Origin of the sequence: uncultured Sulfitobacter sp. (assembly GCF_947502895.1) — a bacterium.
GTDB lineage: Bacteria > Pseudomonadota > Alphaproteobacteria > Rhodobacterales > Rhodobacteraceae > Sulfitobacter.
Window position 1 is genome coordinate 59,800 of record NZ_CANNBM010000001.1, and the last position, 20,863, is coordinate 80,662.

A 20,863-nucleotide genomic window follows, 5' to 3' on the forward strand; every position below is an offset into this window, starting at 1 on the left:
ATATGTTCGACCTCTCTAGTGAAGATTATGCTGCGCACCAGTGCCCTCCTCATCCATCAACCCGCGCCCTGTGCGAAAGCGGTCCAGACGGAACTTCTCGGCAGGGGCATGATGGTTTCCCGTGGCCATCAGATGCGCAAACGAATTGCCCGATCCAGGGATCGCCTTGAACCCGCCATAGCACCAGCCGCAATTGAGGAACAAACCCTCGGTGTCTGTCTTGTCAATGATAGGCGATCCGTCGGGGGTCATATCCATAATGCCCCCCCAACTGCGCAAGACTTTGGCCTTGCCAATCATCGGCACCAGCGTCATCCCCGCTTCCATCACATGCTCGACCATCGGCAGGTTCCCGCGGGACGCATAGGAGCTGTAGAAATCCAGATCACCCCCAAAGACCAATCCGCCCTTGTCCGACTGACTGATATAGAAATGCCCCATGCCAAAACTGATCACATTGTCGATCACAGGCTTCAATCCCTCGGTTACAAAAGCCTGCAACACATGGCTCTCAATGGGCAGGCGCATCCCCGCCATCGCCGCCACCTGAGACGAGCGCCCCGCAACCACGATCCCCACCTTTTTGGCACGGATTGCCCCGCGCGTGGTCTGCACGCCGCGTACGACACCGTTCTCTATATCAATGCCGGTGACTTCGCACTGCTGGATCAAATCGACGCCCCGCTCGGACGCACCACGCGCATATCCCCACGCCACCGCATCATGCCGCGCAGTGCCCGAACGGCGGCTCAGCAATCCGCCATAGATCGGAAAACGCGTGTTCTCGAAATCGAGATACGGGGCAATCTTGCGCACACCTTCAACATCCAACAGCTCTGCATCATCACCCTGCCCGACAATGCTGTTGCCCCGCCGGACATACGCGTCGCGCTGGCCATCCGAGTGGCACAGCATCAACTGGCCGCGCTGCGACAGCATCACATTATAGTTCAGATCCTGCTCAAGGGTCTCCCACAGCTTCAGACTGTGCGAATAAAACTGCGAGTTGCCATCGAGAAAGTAATTGGCCCGCACGATAGTTGTGTTGCGCCCCACGTTGCCGCCGCCCAGATAACCCTTCTCGATAACGGCGATATTTGTCATGCCGTGCTCTTTGGCGAGGTAATAGGCCGTGGACAGGCCATGCCCGCCACCGCCGATGATGATCGCATCATATTCCGCCTTGGGCTCTGCATCGCGCCAATGGGGCTGCCAGCCTTTATTGCCGCTCAGCCCCTCGCGCAGAACGCGCCATCCTGAAAATCGCATAAGGCCCCCCACTGCACACCGTTACAATGTGCCAAACAAGGTGCAGCCTATCAATCGCCAAATGGCCGCAATACCCCGTTTACGCCATTGCCTTGCCCGCCAACGACGCCGCATCAGCCGCAGCTTGTCCGGCAGGTGCAGCATTTGCAGCCTTGCGCTTACTCCGCGCTGCGTTCGCGGTGCGACCCCACGGTGGCATAGGCCCGCTCCAGCGCAATCAGCTTCTGTTTGCGCCACAGCCCCCCGCCGTAGCCGGTCAGGCTTCCATCAGCCCCCAGCACGCGGTGGCAGGGAATCACGATCGCAATCGGGTTTGCCCCATTGGCCCGCGCCACAGCACGGGTCGCATCAGGGCGGCCCATATCACGGGCCAGCTGGCTATAGCTGCGGGTTTGCCCCGCAGGTATCTCGCGCAGCGCATCCCAGACCTGCCGCGTGAACGTGCTGCCCAAAGGCTGCAATGGCGTGTCAAACCGCGCACACCGACCCGCCATAAACGCGTCCATCTCCCGCTCGATCCGGTCAGTGGGCGCATATCGGCCGAACCCCAGCGATCCCTTGGCATCCTTGCGCAACGCCGCTAGCTCGCGGGGCAGCGCCTTGCGCTCGGTAAATTCCAATAAATGCAGCGCATGGGCTGACGATACAGCCACCATCGCCCCCAGCGGTGTCTCGATCCAATCCGCCCGCAGCACAGCGTTTGGCACAAATGCACCCGGCGGCAGCCCCGTCCAGCCCGCAAAGGCCGCCCGAAAGGCCGAGGCAGAGCCATATCCCGCTTCCATCTGCGCCTCGATCACCGATGCACCGCCCACCAGTTCGGCCGCCCCCGCCCGCAAACGGGCCAGACGCGCCATTTCCAGAAAAGTCATGCCAAAGTGCCGCTTGAACGCCCGCCGCACGGTAGACAGGTCATGCCCGCGTGCCGTGATATCGCCCTCTGCCCAGCGCCGCGCGGGCGCACGCTCCAGCGCGGCCAGCAGATCGGCCACCGCAGGATCGGATTGCGCTGCTGTCGCCACCGGATGGCACCGTTTGCAGGCCCGAAATCCCGCCTCTATCGCGCCGCCAATGCTGTCATAGAATGTGCAGTTCTCGCGCTTGGGTTTGCGCGCCGGGCATGTCAGGCGGCAAAACACGCCTGTAGAGGCCACGCCAACCCACGCGCGCCCCTCCCACGCGGCATCGCGTGCAATCAGCGCGGCATACAGCGTCTCATCATCTGGTAAATCAAACATCATAAAGACACCCTAGCGCGGCACAGCATCCCCTGTCCGCCGCCAATCAGGCGTCTATTCAATTTAGGTACATAAAATCGCGCCGCACCCCAATCCTAGGCAACATAGGCGCACAGATACCCGTCATGCACCCACCCCTGCACAGGCAATTCGCGCCGCGTGACACGGCGGCCCTCGGGGCTCATGTGGCGGTAAGCACCTGTCACCCGCACCCAACGGCCCCGCCGTTCGGTCAGGTCCAGATTTATCACCGCCAACCGCTTGAAGCTACGTACCACTTTGAAATCCGTCCCCGGCCCTGACCGTACGCTCAGAAACCCGTCTGGTCCGTTCACATTGCACACCATCGCGCGCCACCGCTCCGCCTCGGGCTGTTTTGTCCAATAGTCGCGCGCCAACCCTTTGAGATAGACATTATTGTAAAACTGCGTCTCGGCCAGAACAGGCGGCACGCTGACCAGCAGCACCATTGCAGCCAAAGCAAGTTTTGCGATCATAATCCTGTCTCCTATCGCCTGCCATCTATCCTAGTGAATGAAATCGCACAAATATCCGTCATGCGCCCAGCCCTGTACAGGCAAATCCCTATAGTTGCGCGCGCGGCCCTCTGGCGTGGTATCGCGGTGCGCGCCCAGAACACGTATCCACCTGCCCCGCCGCTCGCCCGCGTCCACCGCCACAACCGCCAACCGCTTGAGCTTGCGCACCGCCTTGAAATCGCTGCCTGGCCCACTGCGGATGCTCAGATACCCGTCAGGCCCGTTGACGTTACACACCATCGCCGCGTGGCGGCCCTGCCGTGTGGGCTGATCGCGCAGCAGACCGTTCAGGTAGACGTCGCCATAGGTGGCACGCTCGGCAGATGCTGGCGCAGCAGCCAATGCCGCCGCCACCACCAGTGCATATCTCATACTACAGCCCTTTTGCGTGATAGCTTGCCGCGACTTTGCCAATGCTTACAAGATAGGCAGCCGTGCGCAGATCACTCACATCATCGCGGCTGTGCCAAACCTCCGCCATCGCGTCATAGGCGATCCGCATTGTGTCATCGAGGCCCGAGCGGACCAGCTCCAGCTCGCCCGCGCCGCGCAGATACTTCGTTTTGAAATCAGGGCTTAGCGTCCAGTTGATAGAGCCATCGCTGCTGATCCGCTCCAGCTCGTCTACAATCAGCTGGTGGCGGCTCTCTTCCTGACGCCGCCCCATGCGGCCAAAGCGGATGTGGGACAGGTTCTTGACCCACTCAAAATAGCTGACCGTCACGCCACCCGCGTTTGCATACATGTCGGGAATAATCACTGTGCCCATCTCGCGCAGGATATCGTCCGCACCGGCAGTTACAGGACCATTCGCCGCCTCGATGATCAACGACGCCTTGATATTGCGGGCATTGCGCAGGTTGATCACACCTTCCAGTGCGGCGGGGATCAGGATATCGCACTCCTCTTCCAGCATGGCCGCCCCGTCTTCGCTGAACGCACCGCCCGCAAAGCCCTTGGGCGACCCCTCCGCCGCGATGTGCTGCTTGAGCGCCTCGATATCCAGACCGTCCTTGTTATAGACAGCGCCGTTATACTCGATCACCCCGATCACAGGCGCGCCGTCTTCCTCGCTCAGGAACTTGGCCGCGTGATAGCCCACATTGCCCAAGCCCTGCACGATAACCCGCTTGCCATCAAGGCTGCCGCTCATCCCTGCCTTCTTCACACCTTCGCTGTCGCGGAAGAACGCGCGCAGGGCGTATTGCACACCGCGCCCCGTGGCCTCGGTCCGGCCCTGAATGCCGCCTGCGTTGATCGGCTTGCCTGTCACACAGGCCGCCCCGTTGATATCTGTCGTATGCATGCGCTTGTATTGGTCCGCGATCCACGCCATCTCCCGCTCGCCCGTGCCCATATCCGGCGCGGGCACGTTTTGCGCAGGGTTGATCATGTCGCGCTTGATCAGCTCGTAGGCGAAACGCCGCGTGATCAACTCCATCTCATGCTCGTCCCATTCCTTGGGATCCACACACAGCCCGCCTTTCGATCCCCCGAACGGCGCCTCCACCAGCGCGCATTTAAACGTCATCAATGCAGCCAGCGCCTCAACCTCGTCCTGATTGACCCCCATCGAAAACCGGATACCGCCCTTTACAGGCTCCATATGCTCGGAGTGGACACTGCGGTAGCCCGTGAATGTCTTGATATCCCCGCGCAAGCGTACCCCGAACCTGACAGTATAGGTGGCGTTGCACACCCGTATCTTCTCGACCAGCCCGGGCTTGAGATCCATTAGATCAACCGCGCGGTTGAACATCATATCTACACTTTCACGAAAGCTCGGCTCGTTGGAGGATTGGTTCATGAGGAAGGCCTTTTTGTGGGTCAGATTGGAAACATGTGTCAGGCGCGGAGAATCCCGCACGCTCACCCCACCCTAGGCCCGCATCGGGCCTAGTGCCACTTTTTTAGTCGGTTTACGAACAATCCTAAGTAGATATTTGCCCAAGCGCCGCCCGAACGACCGCCTTGACCTTTGCGTCCGCCTTTGGCCCATTAACCATAGTGCATATAAAAGGATGAACAGCAGATGGGCAAAAGCACCACACGCGTTGCAACTGCCGCCCGCGATGCAGGGCTGGAGATCGAGATCATTACCCTGCCCACCAGCGCGCGCACAGCCGCCGCAGCAGCCGAGGGCCTGAACTGCACCGTGGGCCAGATCGCCAAATCGCTCTTGTTTGAAGGGGCCAACACAGGCGCGCTCAAACTCATACTTGTCAGCGGGGCGCATGAATTGAACCTGACACGCGCCGAACAACAGTTTGGCGAGTCTTTGGGCCGTGCCGATCCCAAACGCGTGCGCAGCGACACAGGCTTTGCCATCGGCGGCGTGGCGCCCATCGGCCACCTGTGCCCGATGCCCACCTTTATGGATGACGCGCTCATGCAGTACGACACCGTCTGGGCTGCGGGCGGCGCCCCCGAGACGGTGTTCCAGATCACCCCCCGAAACCTGCTCAAAGCTACGGATGCGAAACTGTTTACCAATATTTAAGAGGTATGCAGAAATTAAGCACGACTCACATCGAAAATAGCCCCCTGTTAACCACGACTCACTTTACGTGAAATCATCTACGTTATCTGAAATGTGGCGCACTGTTCACGGGTCGGAAACACTAGCTCGAATTCGGCGTTACTATATCCTAAAACCCTTTAAAATATGACTATTCTGCATGAACCTGCCCCAATTTAGCCACGTTCATCAGTCATACAGATCGTCGAATTTAGCCATAGACCATATCACTCCGACAGGTCCGGGCTTGAAAGGTGACGATGATGAAAAAACTATTTTCGACAACTTGCATCCCGACGGAAACGGGATACAAAAAATCCCCGTTCTTCCGCCAGTTTGTGCAGGGTGAAGACGGCAATGTAACAGTGATGTCGCTGTTCTTTATTGCGGTCTTGATGATGCTCGCTGGCATCTCATGGGATGTGAACAGCCACGAATACCACCGGGTGAAAATCCAGGGTACAGCCGACCGCGCCGTTCTGGCCGCAGCCGATCTGGACCAGACAATGGACCCCGAGGTCGTTGTGAAAGACTACTTCGAAAAAGTCGGCTACCCCGATCTGGTCTCGACAGTGAATATTAGCGAAGGTCTGAACTTCCGCACAGTCTCGGTGCTGGCGGATGCGATCGTTGATGTGAACAGCATCAATGGCGACGTTAAGACAAACGCCTACATGGGTGGTCGTGCCCTTACTGACGCCCTGAAAAGCGCAGAAGACCGCATCGCTGAGGAGCGGCCTTCGGATGAGGGGATGACAGACGATGAAATCCGCGATCAGGAGCTGGAAAATGCCCAGCTGATCCATGCGACCAACCTCACCAATGAACGGATCGCCGAGATCAACGACGAGTGGTGGGAAGCAACCGAAAACGGCACCGACACCTCCGAGTTCATGAAATACAACGGTTTGACCTACGACGAACTCTTCGAAATGGTCAAAGCCGAAGTGATGGCCGAAGCAATCGAGAAGACCAACTTTGTCAAGCTGCGCGCCATGGCCGAAGCCGAAGAGCGGGTGAACAACGTGGAAATCTCCATGGTTCTCGATATCTCGGGTTCGATGGGCGAGGGCAACAAGATGTCCAACCTGCGTGATGCGGCCCGTACCTTTGTGGACGCCGTTATCAATGAAAGCACGCAAGACCTCGTGTCGATCTCTGTTGTCCCCTACTCCGAACACGTCAGTGCCGGTCCGGACATCATGAACGAGCTGAATGTAGATGTGAACAACCCCTACAGCCACTGTATCGAGTTCTCCGAATCCGACTTCGACACAGCGCGCCTGCGCCGTGACAAACAGTATGATCAGGTCCAGCACTTCCAATGGGGCTATAACGGCCGCAACAACGACCGCAGCACCCCTGTCTGCCCGATTGGGACCCACGAAGACGTGGTAGCCTTCAGCCAGGACGTGAGCGCGCTCAAATACAAAATCGGCCAACTGGTGCCGCGCGGCAGTACCTCGATCTTTGCGGGTATGAAATGGGCCGCAGGTCTGCTTGATCCCGATTTCAATACGATCAACACCGCGCTGATCAACAACGGTGCCGCCGACCCTGCCTTCGCAGCACGTCCGGCAGCCTATGACGACTACGAAACGTTGAAAACCGTTGTCCTGATGACGGACGGTCAGAACCACTATTCCTACCGTATCAACGATAACTACTACGCCAACTACAGCCACGCGGCCCACTGGAACCGGTATAACCTGAACTGGTACCTCAGCCGTTACGTCAACAGCTGGCAGCACAACCAGTTCAAGTACCTGAAGTACTGGCCCGACTATGGCGACAGCCTTCTGAGCAACGTCTGCGACGCAGCCAAAGAGAAGAACATCGTCATCTGGTCCATCGGCTTCGAAGTATCGGACCACGGCGCGAATGTTATGCGCGACTGCGCTTCCTCTCCCAGCCACTTCTTCCGGGTTGAGGGTGTCGAAATCAAAGAGGCGTTCAAAGCGATTGCGCGCCAGATCAACCAGCTGAGGCTCACACAATGATTACCCGTCTCAAAAACCGCCTGAAGCGTTTCCGCTCCGAAGAAGAGGGTGGCGTCTACACCCTCGAATTCGCCGTCATGATGCCCGTCTTGTGCATGACCCTTATCTACGGGGTCGAGCTGACCACACATGCCAACCGACAGTTCCAGTTGGAGCGTGGTCTGGAGGTCACAACACGGATCATCCGCCTTAACACAGGGCAGAACCTGACCCACGCAGACCTCAAGCAGTCCATTTGCGACAACGCTGGCGGCCTCGACAACTGCGAGGACAACATGCGCCTCGAGATGATGCCGACTAACCCGCGTGAGTTTGCCAGTCTGCCCGCATCACCCGATTGCACCAACTCGCCCCTACCGGTCACACCGGTCCGCGGTTGGTCGCTCGGCCAGCAACACGAGTTGATGCTCATGCGTGCCTGCTACCAATACGAGCCCTTCATGTCCGGTTTCGGCCTCGGCAAGTTGATCGGCAACGGTGAAAACGGCAAAGGCAGCATGGTCGCAATGAGTGCATTCGTACAGGAGCCAAGATAATGTTTTACCAAGGTATCAAATCCCTCATGAGCTCACGTTTCGCACGTGAGGAGAAGGGCTCCGCATCTATCGAAGCCGTCATCATGGTCCCCGCGATGTTCTTGTGCATCCTCACTTTCGTGACGCTGATCGACTACACCCGCTTGCACGGTATGCACCAAAAGGCGGCCTACACCATCAGCGATATGGTCTCCCGTGAGACACTGCCGATTGACGCGGACTATCTCGCTGGCACCAAGGCGCTGCTGGATACACTGACACGCAACCCGCAGACCAGCACCGTTCGCCTGTCGATCGTGCGCTACGACGCCGAGCGCGATATCTTTAAACTGGACTGGTCAAAGACCGAAGGTTACGCCACGCCCGTCTCCAATCAGGACGTAAGTGGCTGGACCGATCGCTTGCCCGCCAGCATGGTCCACAACGAGCGGATGATCGTGGTCGAAACATCAGCCCTGTATAAGCCGCCTTTCGATGTCGGCTTGGGCAACAAGCAGATCGAGAACTTCATCTTCACGCGGCCGCGTTATGCCCCGCAAGTGTTGTGGCAGGATCTCGAACCGGATTTCGCAGGCTCCTAAGCTGCGCCATCCAGCACAAACAAAAAACCCCCGAGAGGCATCAGCCGCTCGGGGGTTTTTCTTTGTATAACTACAAACGGTGCAGCCTATTTGCCTTTGGTCAAATCCCGCTGTGCCATCATGATCGCCAAAATCTCCGACATCTGTTTGGAGTGATGCGCAGGGGTCATTCCCCCCACACCGATCCGCCGCCCCACACGCCACCACATACCGGGGCGCCATTCATTCGGCCCCTTGTTGACCGTGCGCAATAAAAAACCGTTGGACGGTTTAAAGGCAAAGAACCCGCGGTCCAGCCCGTCCACATCTTCAATCAATGCAATGACGGTCCCGTCACTGTCGCGCAACGCGGTCGGCGTCAGCTCGATGGTCGAGGCGGTAGCACGGCGCATCTTGTCTACCAGCAACAGCGCACCTACCCCCATGATCAACAACACCAGCCGAAAAATCAGGGAGGGCGATTCCACAATCGCAATATAGATCAGCAATATCCCCAACAGGCCCAGCGATCCCAACCCCAACAACCGCCGGCCTGCGCTAGAGCGTGCAACCGCAAGAACCTCATCAGGGTCAAAAGCGGGCTGAGGCGTCGGATCATCTGGCGTATCGGTCATGGCGGCACTCCTTTTTTTGACCCCTAGACGCAGATGCAGCGGCGGGCAAGCCTTCGCTCAGCGCGGCAGCAGGCTCTGCATGGACGGCGTATGGGGGGTGTACGGACGGTGTACAGGGGGTGCACACAGGGCACCCCCAATAAAATGCGGATGGTGAGCCGAACTATTTATCATTACTCATCAGACAGTTAAATCAATAACTCAAGCTCTCACAGCAACCTTTTCGGGCGTACCTCATATCCACGCTCTTCGGGCTCGTCATCGACAAGTTCTTGCGGAAATCCATCCGCAAGGACTTGCAGGCCCGTGGCCTCTTCCAGCCGCTCGATCATACGGTCTGACTGGGCGCGCTCACCAAAGCGGGCCTGCCCATCGCGCATCATCTGGATCATCATTGGCGAAATCTCCAGCGGCACGCCAGCCGCATCCCCAAGCGATTGAAACAACCCGATATCCTTCTGGATCAGGTCCATCGTAAAATTCACATCGCGCGATCCGGACAGGATCAGCTGGCTTTCTGTCTCATGCACAAAACTGTTGCCCGAGGATATTGCAATCGCCTCATACGTCATCGCCATATCCATGCCCTGCGCCTTCATCACCGTCAGCGCCTCGCAAAGCGTCAGCAAGTTTGCCGTGGCCAGATAGTTCGTCATCACCTTGAGAATACTCGCATTTCCCAAATCACCTACATGCAAAATCCGCCGCCCCATATGGGTCAGCACAGGCAGAACCCGATCAAACGTCGCGCGATCACAGCCCGCATAGATGCTGATATTACCCGTATCCGCACGGTGGCATCCGCCCGAGACAGGGCAATCTACCGCCTGACCGCCTTTGGCCTGAACAAGTGTTGCAAGCCGCTTTATCTCGTTAGAATCGGTGGTCGACATTTCGATCCAGATTTTACCCTCTCGTACCTCTGGCAACATCTGCTCTACCACCGCAGCACTGGCCGCAGGGCTGGGCAGGCAGGTAATCACGGCATCACAATTTGCCATCAGTTGGGCGGGGCTGCCCCCCGCCGTTGCCCCTTGCGCAACCTTCACATTCACCAAATCTTCATCCAGATCGTGTACGCTTAAATCAACACCATTGCGCAACAGGCTCCCCGACAGCTTGCCACCGACATTGCCCAGACCGATAAAACCGATTTTCATATTCAGACTTCCTTAATGTTTGCCGCAGCCTTGTCGCTGCGGTGGTGTCCGTCCAGTCCAAAACCGACATCCGCTCTTTTGCGGGGCCTAAACCCTGCCAGCCCGCATTGCGCATATCTGCACAGATGCTCTGCGCCCCCACTGCTTGTGGCAGGGCGCACGGCGCACTACCTCCACGGCAGACCTGATAAAAAGGAGCCGTGAAATGTCCCTTAGACCCACACTAGAAACCCGCGCAGCCCAGCCCACAATGGAGGGCGCAGGCGTAAAACTGCACCGTGCTTTCGGGTTTCAGGACCCGTCCGAGCTTGATCCATTCTTGCTGTTCGATGATTTCCGAAACGAGCATCCCATTGATTTTGAAAAAGGTTTTCCGTGGCACCCCCACCGCGGGATCGAGACGATCACCTACGTTCTCGAAGGCACAGTCGAACACTCCGACAGCCTTGGCAACAACGGGACGCTTGGTGCGGGTGACGTACAGTGGATGACAGCAGGCAGCGGCATTCTCCATCAGGAAATGCCCCACGGCAATGCACGTGGCCAGATGCATGGCTTCCAGCTTTGGGGCAATCTGCCTTCCGCGCAGAAAATGACCGCCCCACGCTATCAGGACGTCACATCAGACGCGATCCCCGAAGTCACTGACGATGACGGTACGATGGTTCGTGTCATCACGGGTGAGTTCTGGGGCAAGCGCGGCCCTGTAGATGGTATCGCCGCCGATCCGCAATACCTTGATGTGACAGTGCCCGCAGGTGTGCGCAAAACCTTCAAAATTGATACCTACCGCCGCGCATTTGCCTACATTTTTCAGGGTGCTGGCGCCTTCGTTGATGCCAGCCGTCCATCGGGTGTTCTGCTGGAAAAGGAAGTGGCTGGCGAGGAGCTGAACATCCGCGACATGTCCGGCGACCGCACCCTTGTGCGCTTTGGAACAGGCGACGAGGTGACTGTGCAAGCAGGCCCCGACGGTCTGCGCTTCCTGCTGATCTCAGGCGCGCCCATCGACGAGCCTGTAGCGTGGCACGGCCCGATCGTGATGAACACCCGCGCGGAATTAATGCAGGCAATGCAAGACCTTAACAACGGCACGTTCATCAAGCCCGCCCACTAGGGCTCACATCACCGCGCGGCGCACCATCTCCCAATACTGCGCGGTGACTTCCTCCAGCGACAATCGCCCGCCAGTGCGAAACCACGTGTTCACACCCGTCAGCATGGCAATGATCGCCAGAGTGGCAATCTTTGTATCCTCAACACGGAACGCTTCCGCTGCCACACCATCGCGCAATATCTGCTCCAGCCCGTCCTCATAGGCACCACGCAGGGCCTCGATACGGGCAAAGTTTTCCGGCGTCAGATTACGCAACTCCATATAGGCGATGAACACCGCATCGGGGCGCGCATGGTGAAATCTGATGTGGAAGGCGACGAACCTGTGCAGACGTTCCCGCGCATCCAACGCAGGGTCATCGCGCGCTGCTGCCAGCAGCTCGGTCATATGCCCTTCCATCAGATCGAACAAAAGCGTTTGTTTGTCAGGGGTATAGTTATAAAGCGCGCCTGCTTGCACACCCACCTCAGCCGCAATCGCGCGCATGGAAACGGCTGCGTAACCGCCCCGCGCAAACAGCCGCAGCGCGGCATCGCGCACGCGCGGGCCTGTAATGTCCGAGTGTGATCCAGCGGTGCGAGCCATAGTTTCCTTATATCTGAACAGCCGTTCAAAAAGTAACCCCTATCGGTGCATATTCTGCCAAATCGCTTGCGCGGAGGCGGCCTGCTGGTACACACAAAGACTATGGAACGCATTCACATCATCGCGGCCTTTGCGGCCACGCTGGCCCTGACAGGGGCCTGCACACAGTTCCCCGCGCTGGACCGGACAATAACCGATGATCTCAGCAATGCCGATTATCCCGCGCTGGTTCCTCTGGGCCCCGTCTTGGCCCGCGCGCAGACATCATGGGTTGAGCCTGAGCAGGCTACTGCGGCAATCGACGCGCGTGTTGCCGCCCTGCGTACGCGCGCCGCCCGTTTGCGCGGCTCGGTTCTCAGCGGACGCGAGCGGCAGCGGCTTGCACAAGGCCTGCGCTAAGTCGCACGCGCGGCGTTGCACGGGGCCTGCGTTCGGGCTACATCCAGCGCACGTAAAACCGTATCGCCCCAACCAAAGGAATCTCCAACATGTCACAGCCTCTTCGCCTCGGGATTGCCGGATTGGGAACTGTCGGGGCAGGTGTGGTGCAGATCCTGCGCAAACAGACCGCTTTGCTTGAGGCGCGCACAGGCCGTGCGCTGTCCATCTCTGCCATATCGGCACGCAGCCGCACCAAAGATCGCGGAGTGAACCTGACCTCATATGCATGGGAAGACGATCCTGTCGCCTTGGCCAAACGCGACGATGTCGATGTATTCGTAGAGCTGATGGGCGGCGAAGACGGCCCCGCACTTGAGGCTACTCAAGCGGCCCTCGCCTTGGGCAAAGATGTGATCACCGCCAACAAGGCAATGCTGGCGATGCACGGTCAGTCCCTCGCTCTGAGCGCCGAAGCGCAGGGCTGCGTCATCAAATACGAGGCTGCCGTGGCAGGCGGTATTCCCGTCGTCAAGGCATTGGGCGAAGGCCTGGCAGGAAACGAGATTACCCGCGTAATGGGTGTGATGAACGGCTCGTGCAACTACATTCTGACACGGATGGAAGATGCAGGCCTTCCCTATGCCGATGTCTTTGCCGAAGCCGATGGGCTGGGGTACCTTGAGGCTGATCCGCAGCTGGACGTAGGCGGCATTGATGCAGCACATAAACTGGCAATCCTGTCTTCGCTGGCCTTTGGCACACAGGTAAACTTCGCAGGGATCGAGCTTGAAGGGATCGAGCGTGTCTCCATCGAGGATATCCGCGCGGCAGCCGACATGGGCTATAAAATCAAACTGCTGGGCGTAGCACAGATGACAGGCCGCGGGCTGGAGCAGCGCATGCAGCCCTGTCTGGTCCCAGAAACTTCGCCACTGGGGCAGCTTCAAGGCGGCACCAATATGATCGTGCTGGAAGGCGATGCCGTAGGCCAGATCGTCCTGCGCGGCGCAGGTGCAGGTGCAGGTCCAACCGCCAGCGCGGTGCTGTCGGATATTTGTGACATTGCACGCGGCTACCGCAGCCCCGTCTTTGGCCAGCCTGCCACTGGCCTGACCGCCGCCACCCCCGCACTCAGCCAGCGACCGGCGGCCTACTACTTGCGCATGGCGCTCAAGGACAAACCGGGGGCGCTTGCCAAAGTTGCAGCAGTCCTGGGCGAAGCAGGCGTCAGCATCGACCGCATGCGCCAATACGGCCACGTTGATGATGCGGCCCCTGTGCTGATTGTGACCCATAAAACCACCCGCGCTGATATCGACCATGCCTTGGCCGCTTTCGGCGCCACCTCGGTTGTGGCCTCTGATCCAGTGGCCCTGCGGATCGAGGAAGTGTGAGTACGACGCCCCCTGTCCCTACGTTTCTAGGGGTTGAAGCATCGGTCACGGGGCGGCGCTGGATCGGTCCCGGATCGGACACCGTGCGCGCCTCCGAGGCGTTGCACCAGCAAACAGGTCTGCCGATGGCCGTCTGTCAGGTTCTCGCACGGCGTAGCGTGGAGGCCGCACAGGCCGAGGCCTTCCTTGCCCCTGCCCTGCGCGATCTGCTGCCAGATCCCCGCAGTTTGCGTGATATGGAAAAAGCCGCTGCGCGTTTCCTCGCAGCGGTCAAAATGCGCCAGCGGATTGCCGTTTTTGCCGACTATGACGTGGATGGTGGCAGCTCTGCCGCCCTGCTGCTGGTTTGGCTGCGCGAGATGGGCCGCGAGGCCACGCTATATGTGCCCGACCGCATAGACGAGGGTTATGGCCCCAATGACGAGGCGATGGCCGATCTGGCCCGCCGTCACGATCTGATCATTTGTGTCGACTGTGGCACCCTATCGCACGGCCCAATCGCCGCTGCCAAAGGCGCGGATGTGATCGTGCTTGACCACCACTTGGGCGGCGAAACCCTGCCCGAGTGCCACGCCGTGGTGAACCCCAACCGTCAGGACGAAGACGGCGCGCTGGCCCATCTGTGTGCCGCTGCTGTGGTGTTCCTGATGCTGGTAGAAGCGGGCCGCCAGCTGCGCGAGGACGGTGTCAAAGGCCCCGATCTGATGTCGATGCTGGATCTGGTCGCGCTCGCGACTGTTGCCGATGTGGCCCCGCTTATCGGTGTGAACCGTGCCTTTGTGCGCCAAGGGCTCAAGGTCATGGGCCGCCGTGCGCGCGTTGGTATTTCTGCCCTGTCTGATGTCGCGCGGATGGATACTGCCCCCGCCGCCTATCACCTCGGGTTCATGCTGGGTCCGCGCATCAATGCCGGCGGGCGCGTGGGCAAGGCCGATCTGGGCGCGCGATTGCTTGCCACCGATGACCCGCACGAGGCGGCCGCCCTGTCCGAGCGTCTGGACACCCTCAACACCGAGCGCCGCGAAGTCGAAAATGCCGTGCGCGCACAAGCCCTTGCCCAAGCAGAAGAACGCGGCACCGATGGCGCGCTGGTCTGGGCAGCAGGTGATGGCTGGCACCCGGGCGTGGTCGGCATCGTCGCCTCGCGCCTGAAAGAGGCGACAGGCCGGCCTGCCGTCGTCATCGGGCTCGATAATGGCATCGGCAAAGGGTCGGGCCGATCGGTTACTGGTGTCGATCTGGGGGCCTGCATTCAAAAACTTGCGATACAAGGTGTGCTGCAAAAGGGCGGCGGGCACAAAATGGCCGCAGGCCTGACCGTAGAGGCGGATAAGCTGGACGAGGCAATGGCAGCCCTGACCGCCCTGCTGGAAAAACAAGGCGCACACTTGCGCGGCCCGTCCGATCTGCGGCTCGACGGGATGTTGATGCCCGGCGCTGCCAGTGTGGAGCTGACCGAAGCCGTCGAATCAGCCGGTCCATTTGGTGCAGGCGCGCCCGCCCCGCGGTACGTCTTTGCCGATATGCGTATTTTTTCGGCGCGGCGTGTAGGCGAAAGCCATCTCAAAGTCAGCTTTGGCGACGGATTGGGCACGCGATTGGATGCGATCTGCTTTGGCGCATACGATTCGCCCCTTGGACCCGCGCTTGAAGCGCATGGCGGTGCGCATTTTCATTTGGCGGGACGTCTGGACGTGAACACGTGGCAAGGCCGCCAAACGGTCCAGCTGCGGCTGGAGGACGCAGCCCGTGCATAAAACGCTAAAAAACATCATTTGCGCAAAAATTCGACTTGCGCCAATCCGAGCAATTGCTTAGAGACACGCTCACAAACAGTGGCCCGTTCGTCTATCGGTTAGGACGTCAGGTTTTCAACCTGAAAAGAGGGGTTCGACTCCCCTACGGGCTGCCACTTTTTCCTTTACGAGTTGAGTGAACAAGTACACCGAATACCCATTGTGGATTTGCTGCCGCTTTGACGAAACAGATTGTTTCGAAAATTCCCCCTCAAATGTGGCGAGAATCTGTTATCTAAGTGTCAACGGTCAGACGCGGCATTCCGCAGCGTCAGGCAAACAGACGGCAAACAGTCGTTTGAATTGAACACTGTCAAAAGCTCCGAATGCTTTTGATGCAAGGAACGAAGACGACGGAACGGCCCGCTGCTGCCATAGCGATGCACGTACCAGAGGATACGCAACTTGCCGACACAAACGGATGCTCCGAATGGATCGGGGCACCACACGACACGACCAAATGACCCTGGGGGGGTTTGGACTATGAAGAAATTTGATGCGGATCAGCCAGGATACGGCTTGGCACAGCTTGCGGCGGCCAGCGGTGATGTGGATGCCCATATCGCAATGGCCCGCGCTTCTGCCATGCTGTTCGGCACCGAGACCGCGCCTGCGCCGCGTGCGCCGTACCGCAATGGTGGCAAGCGCGCGCTGGAGACTGTTCTCATCATTCTCAGCTTGCCCTTCTTTCTGCCTATCATGGCGATCTGCATTGCGGCCCTCTGGGCCGAGGGCGGCAATCCGTTCTACCGTCAGGTACGGTTGGGCCGGAACGGCAAACGCTTCTCCATTCTCAAGCTGCGCACGATGGTACGGGACGCTGATGCCGTGCTGGAAGAGTACCTCGCCAGCGATCCCGAGATGCGGCGCGAGTGGGATGAAAAGCAAAAGCTGATCAACGACCCCCGCGTCACACGCATCGGTGCGGCACTCCGCTCTACCTCGCTGGACGAGCTGCCACAGCTTTGGAACGTTCTGACAGGTGACATGAGCCTGATTGGTCCGCGTCCCATGATGCCCGAACAGCTGCCAATGTACGGCAACCCGTCGCAGTATTTCGCCCTGCGTCCCGGTATCACGGGGCTTTGGCAAATCTCTGCCCGCAACGAGAACCGCTTTTCGTTCCGCAACGAGGTGGACGCCACATACAACGAGACACTTTCGCTGTGGGGCGACATTGCCATTATCTTCAAGACTGTCGGCGTTATGCTGCGCAGGACAGGGTGCTAAGCCACCTGCGCCCACCTTTGAAATTGATGCAAGCAGGGTTATATTAACCCTATGCTCAGACCCGGAAAGCCTGATCCAATGAAGGATACATATGCATCCTCCGCCAACGATGGCGCGCAAACGCGCGGCGATCTGATGGTTCCTGCGCAGGGTAGTTTTACCCGCCCGCGCCGTTTTACACCGACGGTTGAAGCCGATCTGTTTGTGGACGAGACAGGCGCCCCCCTGCCCGTCGCCTATGAGGTCGAAGACAGCTCTCCACGTGATCTTTGGGGTTTGCTGCACGAACAATTGCCAGGCAAGGATCAACATATCCTGCCAGGAAGCCAAGCCGCCGATGATTTCCGCGAAACCGATGTGTCGCGCGCTTTTGATCTGCTGCGCACCCGTTTGCGCCAGACCGTCAAGCAGCACGGCTGGGTTAATATCGCTGTCGCTTCTCCTACTGCGGGTTGTGGCAATACGTTCACCGCCGCCAACCTCGCGGCAAGCCTTGCACGGGTGCCTTCTTCGCGCACGGTGCTGATGGATTTCAACATGCGCAATCCGGGTTTGGCAGAAATGCTGGACATGGATTCAAGCCAGACAGGCGATCTGCGTGACTTTCTGGCAGGTGATGTTGCGATCAGCGACTATATCATGCGCGCCAGCGATACGCTGGCAGTGGGCCTTGCGGCGGGCCCGCAGGTAGATGCCGCCGAAATCATGCAAGACCCCGCAACAGCGGCCAGCCTTGCCGAGATGCGCGCATCACTAAAGCCAGATATCGTAATCTACGACATGCCACCGCTTCTGTCCTACGACGATACGTCGGCGTTCCTGCCCCAGTTGGACGGGGTTTTGCTGGTGTCTGACGGTACGCAGACCATGGCAAAGCATATCGCCGAATGTGAGCGTGTCCTTGATGGCCAAGTGCCATTGTTGGGCGTTATCCTGAACCGCGCGCGCGCCTCAAGCATCGAACGGTTCTGACAGGCCCAGCGTATCGGCGGCAATATGGCGCTTTGCGCAACGTCCCAAGGCCTGTAGACTGCGCTCGAATGCCAACGTCACATAATAGACAGAATTTACGTTTAATGAGATAGAAACGCCGTCCCCGCCATGGGTGCGGCACGTCTGCGTTGGCAGCGAGTTGGTTGAGTTGAGCGAGGCGGATATGGGTCCGATCTATACAGTACAAGATTTCCTCGACATGACACGGCGCAGGCTGGCCGTGATCCTGTTTGTGATCATCGCAGGCTGCATTGCATCGCTCTACTGGGCGATGAGCCATGTGCATCTCTATACGTCTTCCGAAGTGATTCAGGTTGAACAACCCACCATCAACGACGAGCTTGCCCGCTCGACTGTTGAGGGGTCGTCAGCGCGGCGCTTGCAGCTGATCCAGCAGCAATTGATGGCACGCACCAGCCTCGAACAGATCATCGAAAAATTCGGGATATACAGCAATCTAGAGGCACTAAAGCCCAGCGAAAAGGTCAACCTGCTGCGTCAGGCAGTGTCGATAAATGGTGTCGCCGCCGCGCGCGAAGGCTTTGCCGACGATGGCACAATTTCGGTCCTCACGATTACCGCGCAGATGGAAGAGGCACAGCTGGCCCGCGATGTGGCGCATGAATTTGCCGAGCAAACCCGCAGCCTGATGGCAGCACAGCGGCGCGAACAGACGGCCCAGACCCTCGCCTTTTTTCAGAGTCAGGAAGAAGTCGTGTTGGACCAGATCGCCGCCCTAGAGGCCGAGCTGGAAACATACCGCACCGACAATGATCTGACTGTCGAAGGCGGGGTCGAGTTTCGCTTGTCCGAAGTGGCACAGCTGAACGAGGCGATCCTCGGGCTGGACCGCGATATCATCACCGCCCAGCTGGCCCGCACCCAGATTGACCGTTCGGCCCGCGCCTCAACGGTAGAGCGCGAAGAACGTGCGCTGGACATACAACTGCAAACCCTGACAGAGCAGCGCAGCCTGCTGGACCAGCGCCGCACCGCACTGCGCGAAACGATCCAGAGCTCGCCCGAAATTCAACGCACATTGACCGATTTCGACCGCCGGATGGAGCAGTTGCGCAGCCAGCTGGAAGCCATCGCCGCGCGCCGCAACGAGGCGCAGGTGGGGTTCAACCTCGAAGCAGGCTCTAAAGGCGAGCGTCTGACCACCATCGAAGAAGCACAGGTGCCTGATTATCCTATCACGATGAGCAAGAAAAAGCGCGCGATCATGGGCGCTGTGGCCTCTACCGGTCTTGCCTTTATCATCGCGTGGCTGTTGGAGTTACGCCGCCCTGTCATCCGCTCGGCCCGCCAGATGGAGCGTGAAACAGGCGTTTTGCCCGTTGTGTCCATCCCCGAGCTGGCGCCAAAGTACAAAAGCTCCAAGTGGCGTGCGATGCGTGAGAAACGGCGTGCAGCGGGCCAAGCGGGGCGTGCAGCGCGGCTGGCACGGCATTCCTGATCAATTCAGCGCCGAAAGCGCCACAATCGCATCCCAATGCAGCCAGACAGCAGCGGCGCCGATGGACCCTGCAAGCACAATACAAATCAGATCATGGCGCGCGTCCCACGCGTCATGCGCGCGTGCCAGCCAGATCATCACAGGATGTGTCAGGATATGCGCCAGCCCCATCCCTATAATCGCCCCGACCAGCCCGAACACCGTAACACCGGTGATCAGTAGCGTGATCTGCAACACCGCACGGCTGGCCGAGACCACGAAAAAACGCCGCGAGTCGCCCGCCGCCAGTGCGGCCTGATCATAGCTCATCCCGATAACCTGGGCGATCTGCGCAACCGCCAGCAGTGTGACAATCGCCCCGCCTTGGGCATAGCGCGCATCATACAAGACCCCGACCAGCCACGGCCCCGCGAGCGCCATACCCAGCAGCAGTGTCAGCGTCACGCCACTCAGCCCTGCGCGCAGTTTGGCGATCTTGGCGACCTCGTGTTTTGCATCACGGTAGACGGGGATCATCACCCGCCCCGACACCGCCGTACCAAGCTGCATCGCAAAACTGGCAAGGAAAAAGGCGATATTATAAATGCCGAGGCTCTCAAGGCTCAGGAATTTGCCCAGCACGGCGCGGTCGCCTTGGCTGGCAAAGAACCAGAACGCAGTGCTGAGAAATATCCATTTGCCGAATGTGACCAGCTCGCGCACCGCCGCCGGTTCCCAACGAAAGCGGTTGGCCGGACCGGGTAGAAACGCCCATGTCAGCGCGAGTTTGACCAATGGCCCTACGACTCCGCCCACCACCAGCGCCAGCACCGATTGCAGCCACCATGCCAGCACCACCATCACCACCAGACCGATAATCTGGCTTGTCAGATCCAGCACCGTCAAGCGCCCCATCAGCAAATGACGGTGCGCCGTTTCGATCCGCGTGGGGTTAAACCCTGTTACCAATAGCGAAAGTGCGGCAATAGGCAGATAAAATGCCAGCTCCGGCGCGTCATAAAACGCCGCAAAGGGGGCAGCCAGAGTTGTTGCAATCGCCCAAAGCACCACACCACGGATCACCTGAATGCTCCATGCGGTGTTTAGAAAATCAGGATCATCGCCCCGTTTGCTCTGCGCAATCGAAGGTGCGATCCCTACGTCCGAAAACAACATCAGCCCCACTGTCACCAGCGAGATAAGGGCCATCAGACCGAACGCTTCGGGGAACAATAGCCGCGTCAGGATCAGGTTTGAGGCCAGCCGCAAGGCTTGACTGCCGCCATAGCCCAACAATATCCAAGAGGTACTGCGCAGCACCCGCGCCATCAGACGTCCGCCGCGCAACTGCTGCAAAAGACCACCCATTTGCCTCAATCATCCCCGCTTTGGCTGTTAGACCATTGGTAACGCGGCCCCGCCCCTTGTGCCAGTGCCAAGAGCGCGGGTAGCCTAAAGTGAGACACGAAGGACG

The 20,863-nt window shown here is 59.1% G+C and carries 20 protein-coding genes and 1 tRNA gene; 12 read left to right on the plus strand and 9 right to left on the minus strand.

The genetic code is table 11. From position 1 onward, the window contains the following. Nucleotides 1–15: 15 nt before the first annotated feature. The 5 genes from Q0903_RS00295 to Q0903_RS00315 form a co-directional block, all read right to left on the minus strand. Nucleotides 16–1,269 carry a sarcosine oxidase subunit beta family protein gene (locus Q0903_RS00295; protein WP_299411787.1) on the minus strand — a complete coding sequence of 418 codons (1,254 nt, stop codon included), beginning with the start codon at nt 1,267–1,269 and terminating at the stop codon, nt 16–18. A 158-nt stretch (nt 1,270–1,427) separates the two neighbouring features. Next, the gene (locus tag Q0903_RS00300; RefSeq protein WP_299411789.1) at nt 1,428–2,510 is read right to left on the minus strand and encodes a trifunctional transcriptional activator/DNA repair protein Ada/methylated-DNA--[protein]-cysteine S-methyltransferase; all 1,083 of its coding nucleotides are present in this window, start codon (nt 2,508–2,510) and stop codon (nt 1,428–1,430) included. A 92-nt stretch (nt 2,511–2,602) separates the two neighbouring features. Further along, nucleotides 2,603–3,004, minus strand: coding sequence for an SH3 domain-containing protein (locus Q0903_RS00305; RefSeq protein ID WP_299411790.1), 402 nt, complete (start codon nt 3,002–3,004; stop codon nt 2,603–2,605). Nucleotides 3,005–3,034: 30 nt separating this feature from the next. Next, nucleotides 3,035–3,418 (minus strand): hypothetical protein, encoded by a 384-nt coding sequence (locus Q0903_RS00310; RefSeq protein WP_299411792.1) that lies wholly within the window; start codon nt 3,416–3,418, stop codon nt 3,035–3,037. A 1-nt stretch (nt 3,419) separates the two neighbouring features. After that, nucleotides 3,420–4,853, minus strand: a complete 1,434-nt coding sequence (locus Q0903_RS00315; protein WP_299411793.1) for a Glu/Leu/Phe/Val dehydrogenase — start codon at nt 4,851–4,853, stop codon at nt 3,420–3,422. Nucleotides 4,854–5,078: 225 nt separating this feature from the next. Here Q0903_RS00315 and Q0903_RS00320 point away from each other — a divergent pair, with 225 nt between their 5' ends. From Q0903_RS00320 to Q0903_RS00335, 4 genes are all read left to right on the plus strand, one after another. Continuing rightward, nucleotides 5,079–5,546, plus strand: a complete 468-nt coding sequence (locus tag Q0903_RS00320; protein ID WP_299411796.1) for a YbaK/EbsC family protein — start codon at nt 5,079–5,081, stop codon at nt 5,544–5,546. Between the two features lie 281 nt (nt 5,547–5,827). Continuing rightward, entirely contained in the window at nt 5,828–7,564 is a 1,737-nt protein-coding gene (locus tag Q0903_RS00325; RefSeq protein ID WP_299411799.1) for a Tad domain-containing protein, read from the plus strand. Next, entirely contained in the window at nt 7,561–8,100 is a 540-nt protein-coding gene (locus Q0903_RS00330) for a pilus assembly protein (RefSeq protein WP_299023979.1), read from the plus strand. Before Q0903_RS00325 ends, Q0903_RS00330 begins: the two co-directional genes overlap by 4 nt. 26 nt (nt 8,101–8,126) lie before the next feature. Beyond that, entirely contained in the window at nt 8,127–8,681 is a 555-nt protein-coding gene (locus Q0903_RS00335; protein ID WP_299023980.1) for a hypothetical protein, read from the plus strand. An 86-nt stretch (nt 8,682–8,767) separates the two neighbouring features. Here the strand turns inward: Q0903_RS00335 and Q0903_RS00340 are convergent, their stop codons facing one another. Further along, complete coding sequence (locus tag Q0903_RS00340) at nt 8,768–9,295, minus strand: hypothetical protein (protein WP_299411801.1); 528 nt, start codon at nt 9,293–9,295, stop codon at nt 8,768–8,770. A gap of 209 nt (nt 9,296–9,504) precedes the next feature. Continuing rightward, the gene (locus Q0903_RS00345) at nt 9,505–10,455 is read right to left on the minus strand and encodes an NAD(P)-dependent oxidoreductase (protein ID WP_299023982.1); all 951 of its coding nucleotides are present in this window, start codon (nt 10,453–10,455) and stop codon (nt 9,505–9,507) included. A 205-nt stretch (nt 10,456–10,660) separates the two neighbouring features. Between Q0903_RS00345 and Q0903_RS00350 the strand changes: the two genes are divergently transcribed. Beyond that, nucleotides 10,661–11,572 (plus strand): pirin family protein, encoded by a 912-nt coding sequence (locus tag Q0903_RS00350; RefSeq protein ID WP_299023983.1) that lies wholly within the window; start codon nt 10,661–10,663, stop codon nt 11,570–11,572. A 3-nt stretch (nt 11,573–11,575) separates the two neighbouring features. Here Q0903_RS00350 and Q0903_RS00355 read toward each other — a convergent pair whose 3' ends face one another. Next, complete coding sequence (locus Q0903_RS00355; protein WP_299023984.1) at nt 11,576–12,157, minus strand: TetR/AcrR family transcriptional regulator; 582 nt, start codon at nt 12,155–12,157, stop codon at nt 11,576–11,578. A gap of 102 nt (nt 12,158–12,259) precedes the next feature. Between Q0903_RS00355 and Q0903_RS00360 the strand changes: the two genes are divergently transcribed. The 7 genes from Q0903_RS00360 (at nt 12,260) to Q0903_RS00390 (ending at nt 19,410) form a co-directional block, all read left to right on the plus strand. Then, nucleotides 12,260–12,556 (plus strand): hypothetical protein, encoded by a 297-nt coding sequence (locus tag Q0903_RS00360; RefSeq protein WP_299411805.1) that lies wholly within the window; start codon nt 12,260–12,262, stop codon nt 12,554–12,556. Nucleotides 12,557–12,645: 89 nt separating this feature from the next. Then, entirely contained in the window at nt 12,646–13,932 is a 1,287-nt protein-coding gene (locus tag Q0903_RS00365; RefSeq protein ID WP_299411808.1) for a homoserine dehydrogenase, read from the plus strand. Continuing rightward, nucleotides 13,929–15,689: a single-stranded-DNA-specific exonuclease RecJ gene (gene recJ / locus Q0903_RS00370; protein WP_299411811.1), complete on the plus strand. Its 1,761-nt coding sequence runs from the start codon at nt 13,929–13,931 to the stop codon at nt 15,687–15,689. Before Q0903_RS00365 ends, recJ begins: the two co-directional genes overlap by 4 nt. An 80-nt stretch (nt 15,690–15,769) precedes the next feature. Continuing rightward, nucleotides 15,770–15,844 (plus strand) — tRNA-Glu (locus tag Q0903_RS00375). Nucleotides 15,845–16,313: 469 nt separating this feature from the next. Beyond that, nucleotides 16,314–16,958 (plus strand): sugar transferase, encoded by a 645-nt coding sequence (locus tag Q0903_RS00380; RefSeq protein WP_299414434.1) that lies wholly within the window; start codon nt 16,314–16,316, stop codon nt 16,956–16,958. A gap of 78 nt (nt 16,959–17,036) precedes the next feature. Continuing rightward, nucleotides 17,037–17,930, plus strand: coding sequence for a CpsD/CapB family tyrosine-protein kinase (locus tag Q0903_RS00385; protein WP_299023990.1), 894 nt, complete (start codon nt 17,037–17,039; stop codon nt 17,928–17,930). A gap of 184 nt (nt 17,931–18,114) precedes the next feature. Beyond that, on the plus strand, nt 18,115–19,410 hold the full coding sequence (locus Q0903_RS00390) for a DUF874 domain-containing protein (protein ID WP_299411814.1): 1,296 nt from the start codon (nt 18,115–18,117) through the stop codon (nt 19,408–19,410). On the opposite strand, the gene Q0903_RS00395 is transcribed toward Q0903_RS00390, so the two are convergent. After that, nucleotides 19,411–20,757: an oligosaccharide flippase family protein gene (locus tag Q0903_RS00395; protein ID WP_299411816.1), complete on the minus strand. Its 1,347-nt coding sequence runs from the start codon at nt 20,755–20,757 to the stop codon at nt 19,411–19,413. Nucleotides 20,758–20,863 lie beyond the last annotated feature (106 nt).

What these genes read in the sequence shown, in the direction of transcription:
- Q0903_RS00295 (WP_299411787.1), bottom strand. Translation starts at nt 1,269, where the DNA reads ATGCGATTTTCAGGATGGCGCGTTCTGCGCGAGGGGCTGAGCGGCAAT.
- Q0903_RS00300 (WP_299411789.1), bottom strand. Translation starts at nt 2,510, where the DNA reads ATGATGTTTGATTTACCAGATGATGAGACGCTGTATGCCGCGCTGATT.
- Q0903_RS00305 (WP_299411790.1), bottom strand. Translation starts at nt 3,004, where the DNA reads ATGATCGCAAAACTTGCTTTGGCTGCAATGGTGCTGCTGGTCAGCGTG.
- Q0903_RS00310 (WP_299411792.1), bottom strand. Translation starts at nt 3,418, where the DNA reads ATGAGATATGCACTGGTGGTGGCGGCGGCATTGGCTGCTGCGCCAGCA.
- Q0903_RS00315 (WP_299411793.1), bottom strand. Translation starts at nt 4,853, where the DNA reads ATGAACCAATCCTCCAACGAGCCGAGCTTTCGTGAAAGTGTAGATATG.
- Q0903_RS00320 (WP_299411796.1), top strand. Translation starts at nt 5,079, where the DNA reads ATGGGCAAAAGCACCACACGCGTTGCAACTGCCGCCCGCGATGCAGGG.
- Q0903_RS00325 (WP_299411799.1), top strand. Translation starts at nt 5,828, where the DNA reads ATGAAAAAACTATTTTCGACAACTTGCATCCCGACGGAAACGGGATAC.
- Q0903_RS00330 (WP_299023979.1), top strand. Translation starts at nt 7,561, where the DNA reads ATGATTACCCGTCTCAAAAACCGCCTGAAGCGTTTCCGCTCCGAAGAA.
- Q0903_RS00335 (WP_299023980.1), top strand. Translation starts at nt 8,127, where the DNA reads ATGAGCTCACGTTTCGCACGTGAGGAGAAGGGCTCCGCATCTATCGAA.
- Q0903_RS00340 (WP_299411801.1), bottom strand. Translation starts at nt 9,295, where the DNA reads ATGACCGATACGCCAGATGATCCGACGCCTCAGCCCGCTTTTGACCCT.
- Q0903_RS00345 (WP_299023982.1), bottom strand. Translation starts at nt 10,455, where the DNA reads ATGAAAATCGGTTTTATCGGTCTGGGCAATGTCGGTGGCAAGCTGTCG.
- Q0903_RS00350 (WP_299023983.1), top strand. Translation starts at nt 10,661, where the DNA reads ATGTCCCTTAGACCCACACTAGAAACCCGCGCAGCCCAGCCCACAATG.
- Q0903_RS00355 (WP_299023984.1), bottom strand. Translation starts at nt 12,157, where the DNA reads ATGGCTCGCACCGCTGGATCACACTCGGACATTACAGGCCCGCGCGTG.
- Q0903_RS00360 (WP_299411805.1), top strand. Translation starts at nt 12,260, where the DNA reads ATGGAACGCATTCACATCATCGCGGCCTTTGCGGCCACGCTGGCCCTG.
- Q0903_RS00365 (WP_299411808.1), top strand. Translation starts at nt 12,646, where the DNA reads ATGTCACAGCCTCTTCGCCTCGGGATTGCCGGATTGGGAACTGTCGGG.
- Q0903_RS00380 (WP_299414434.1), top strand. Translation starts at nt 16,314, where the DNA reads ATGCTGTTCGGCACCGAGACCGCGCCTGCGCCGCGTGCGCCGTACCGC.
- Q0903_RS00385 (WP_299023990.1), top strand. Translation starts at nt 17,037, where the DNA reads ATGAAGGATACATATGCATCCTCCGCCAACGATGGCGCGCAAACGCGC.
- Q0903_RS00390 (WP_299411814.1), top strand. Translation starts at nt 18,115, where the DNA reads ATGGGTCCGATCTATACAGTACAAGATTTCCTCGACATGACACGGCGC.
- Q0903_RS00395 (WP_299411816.1), bottom strand. Translation starts at nt 20,757, where the DNA reads ATGGGTGGTCTTTTGCAGCAGTTGCGCGGCGGACGTCTGATGGCGCGG.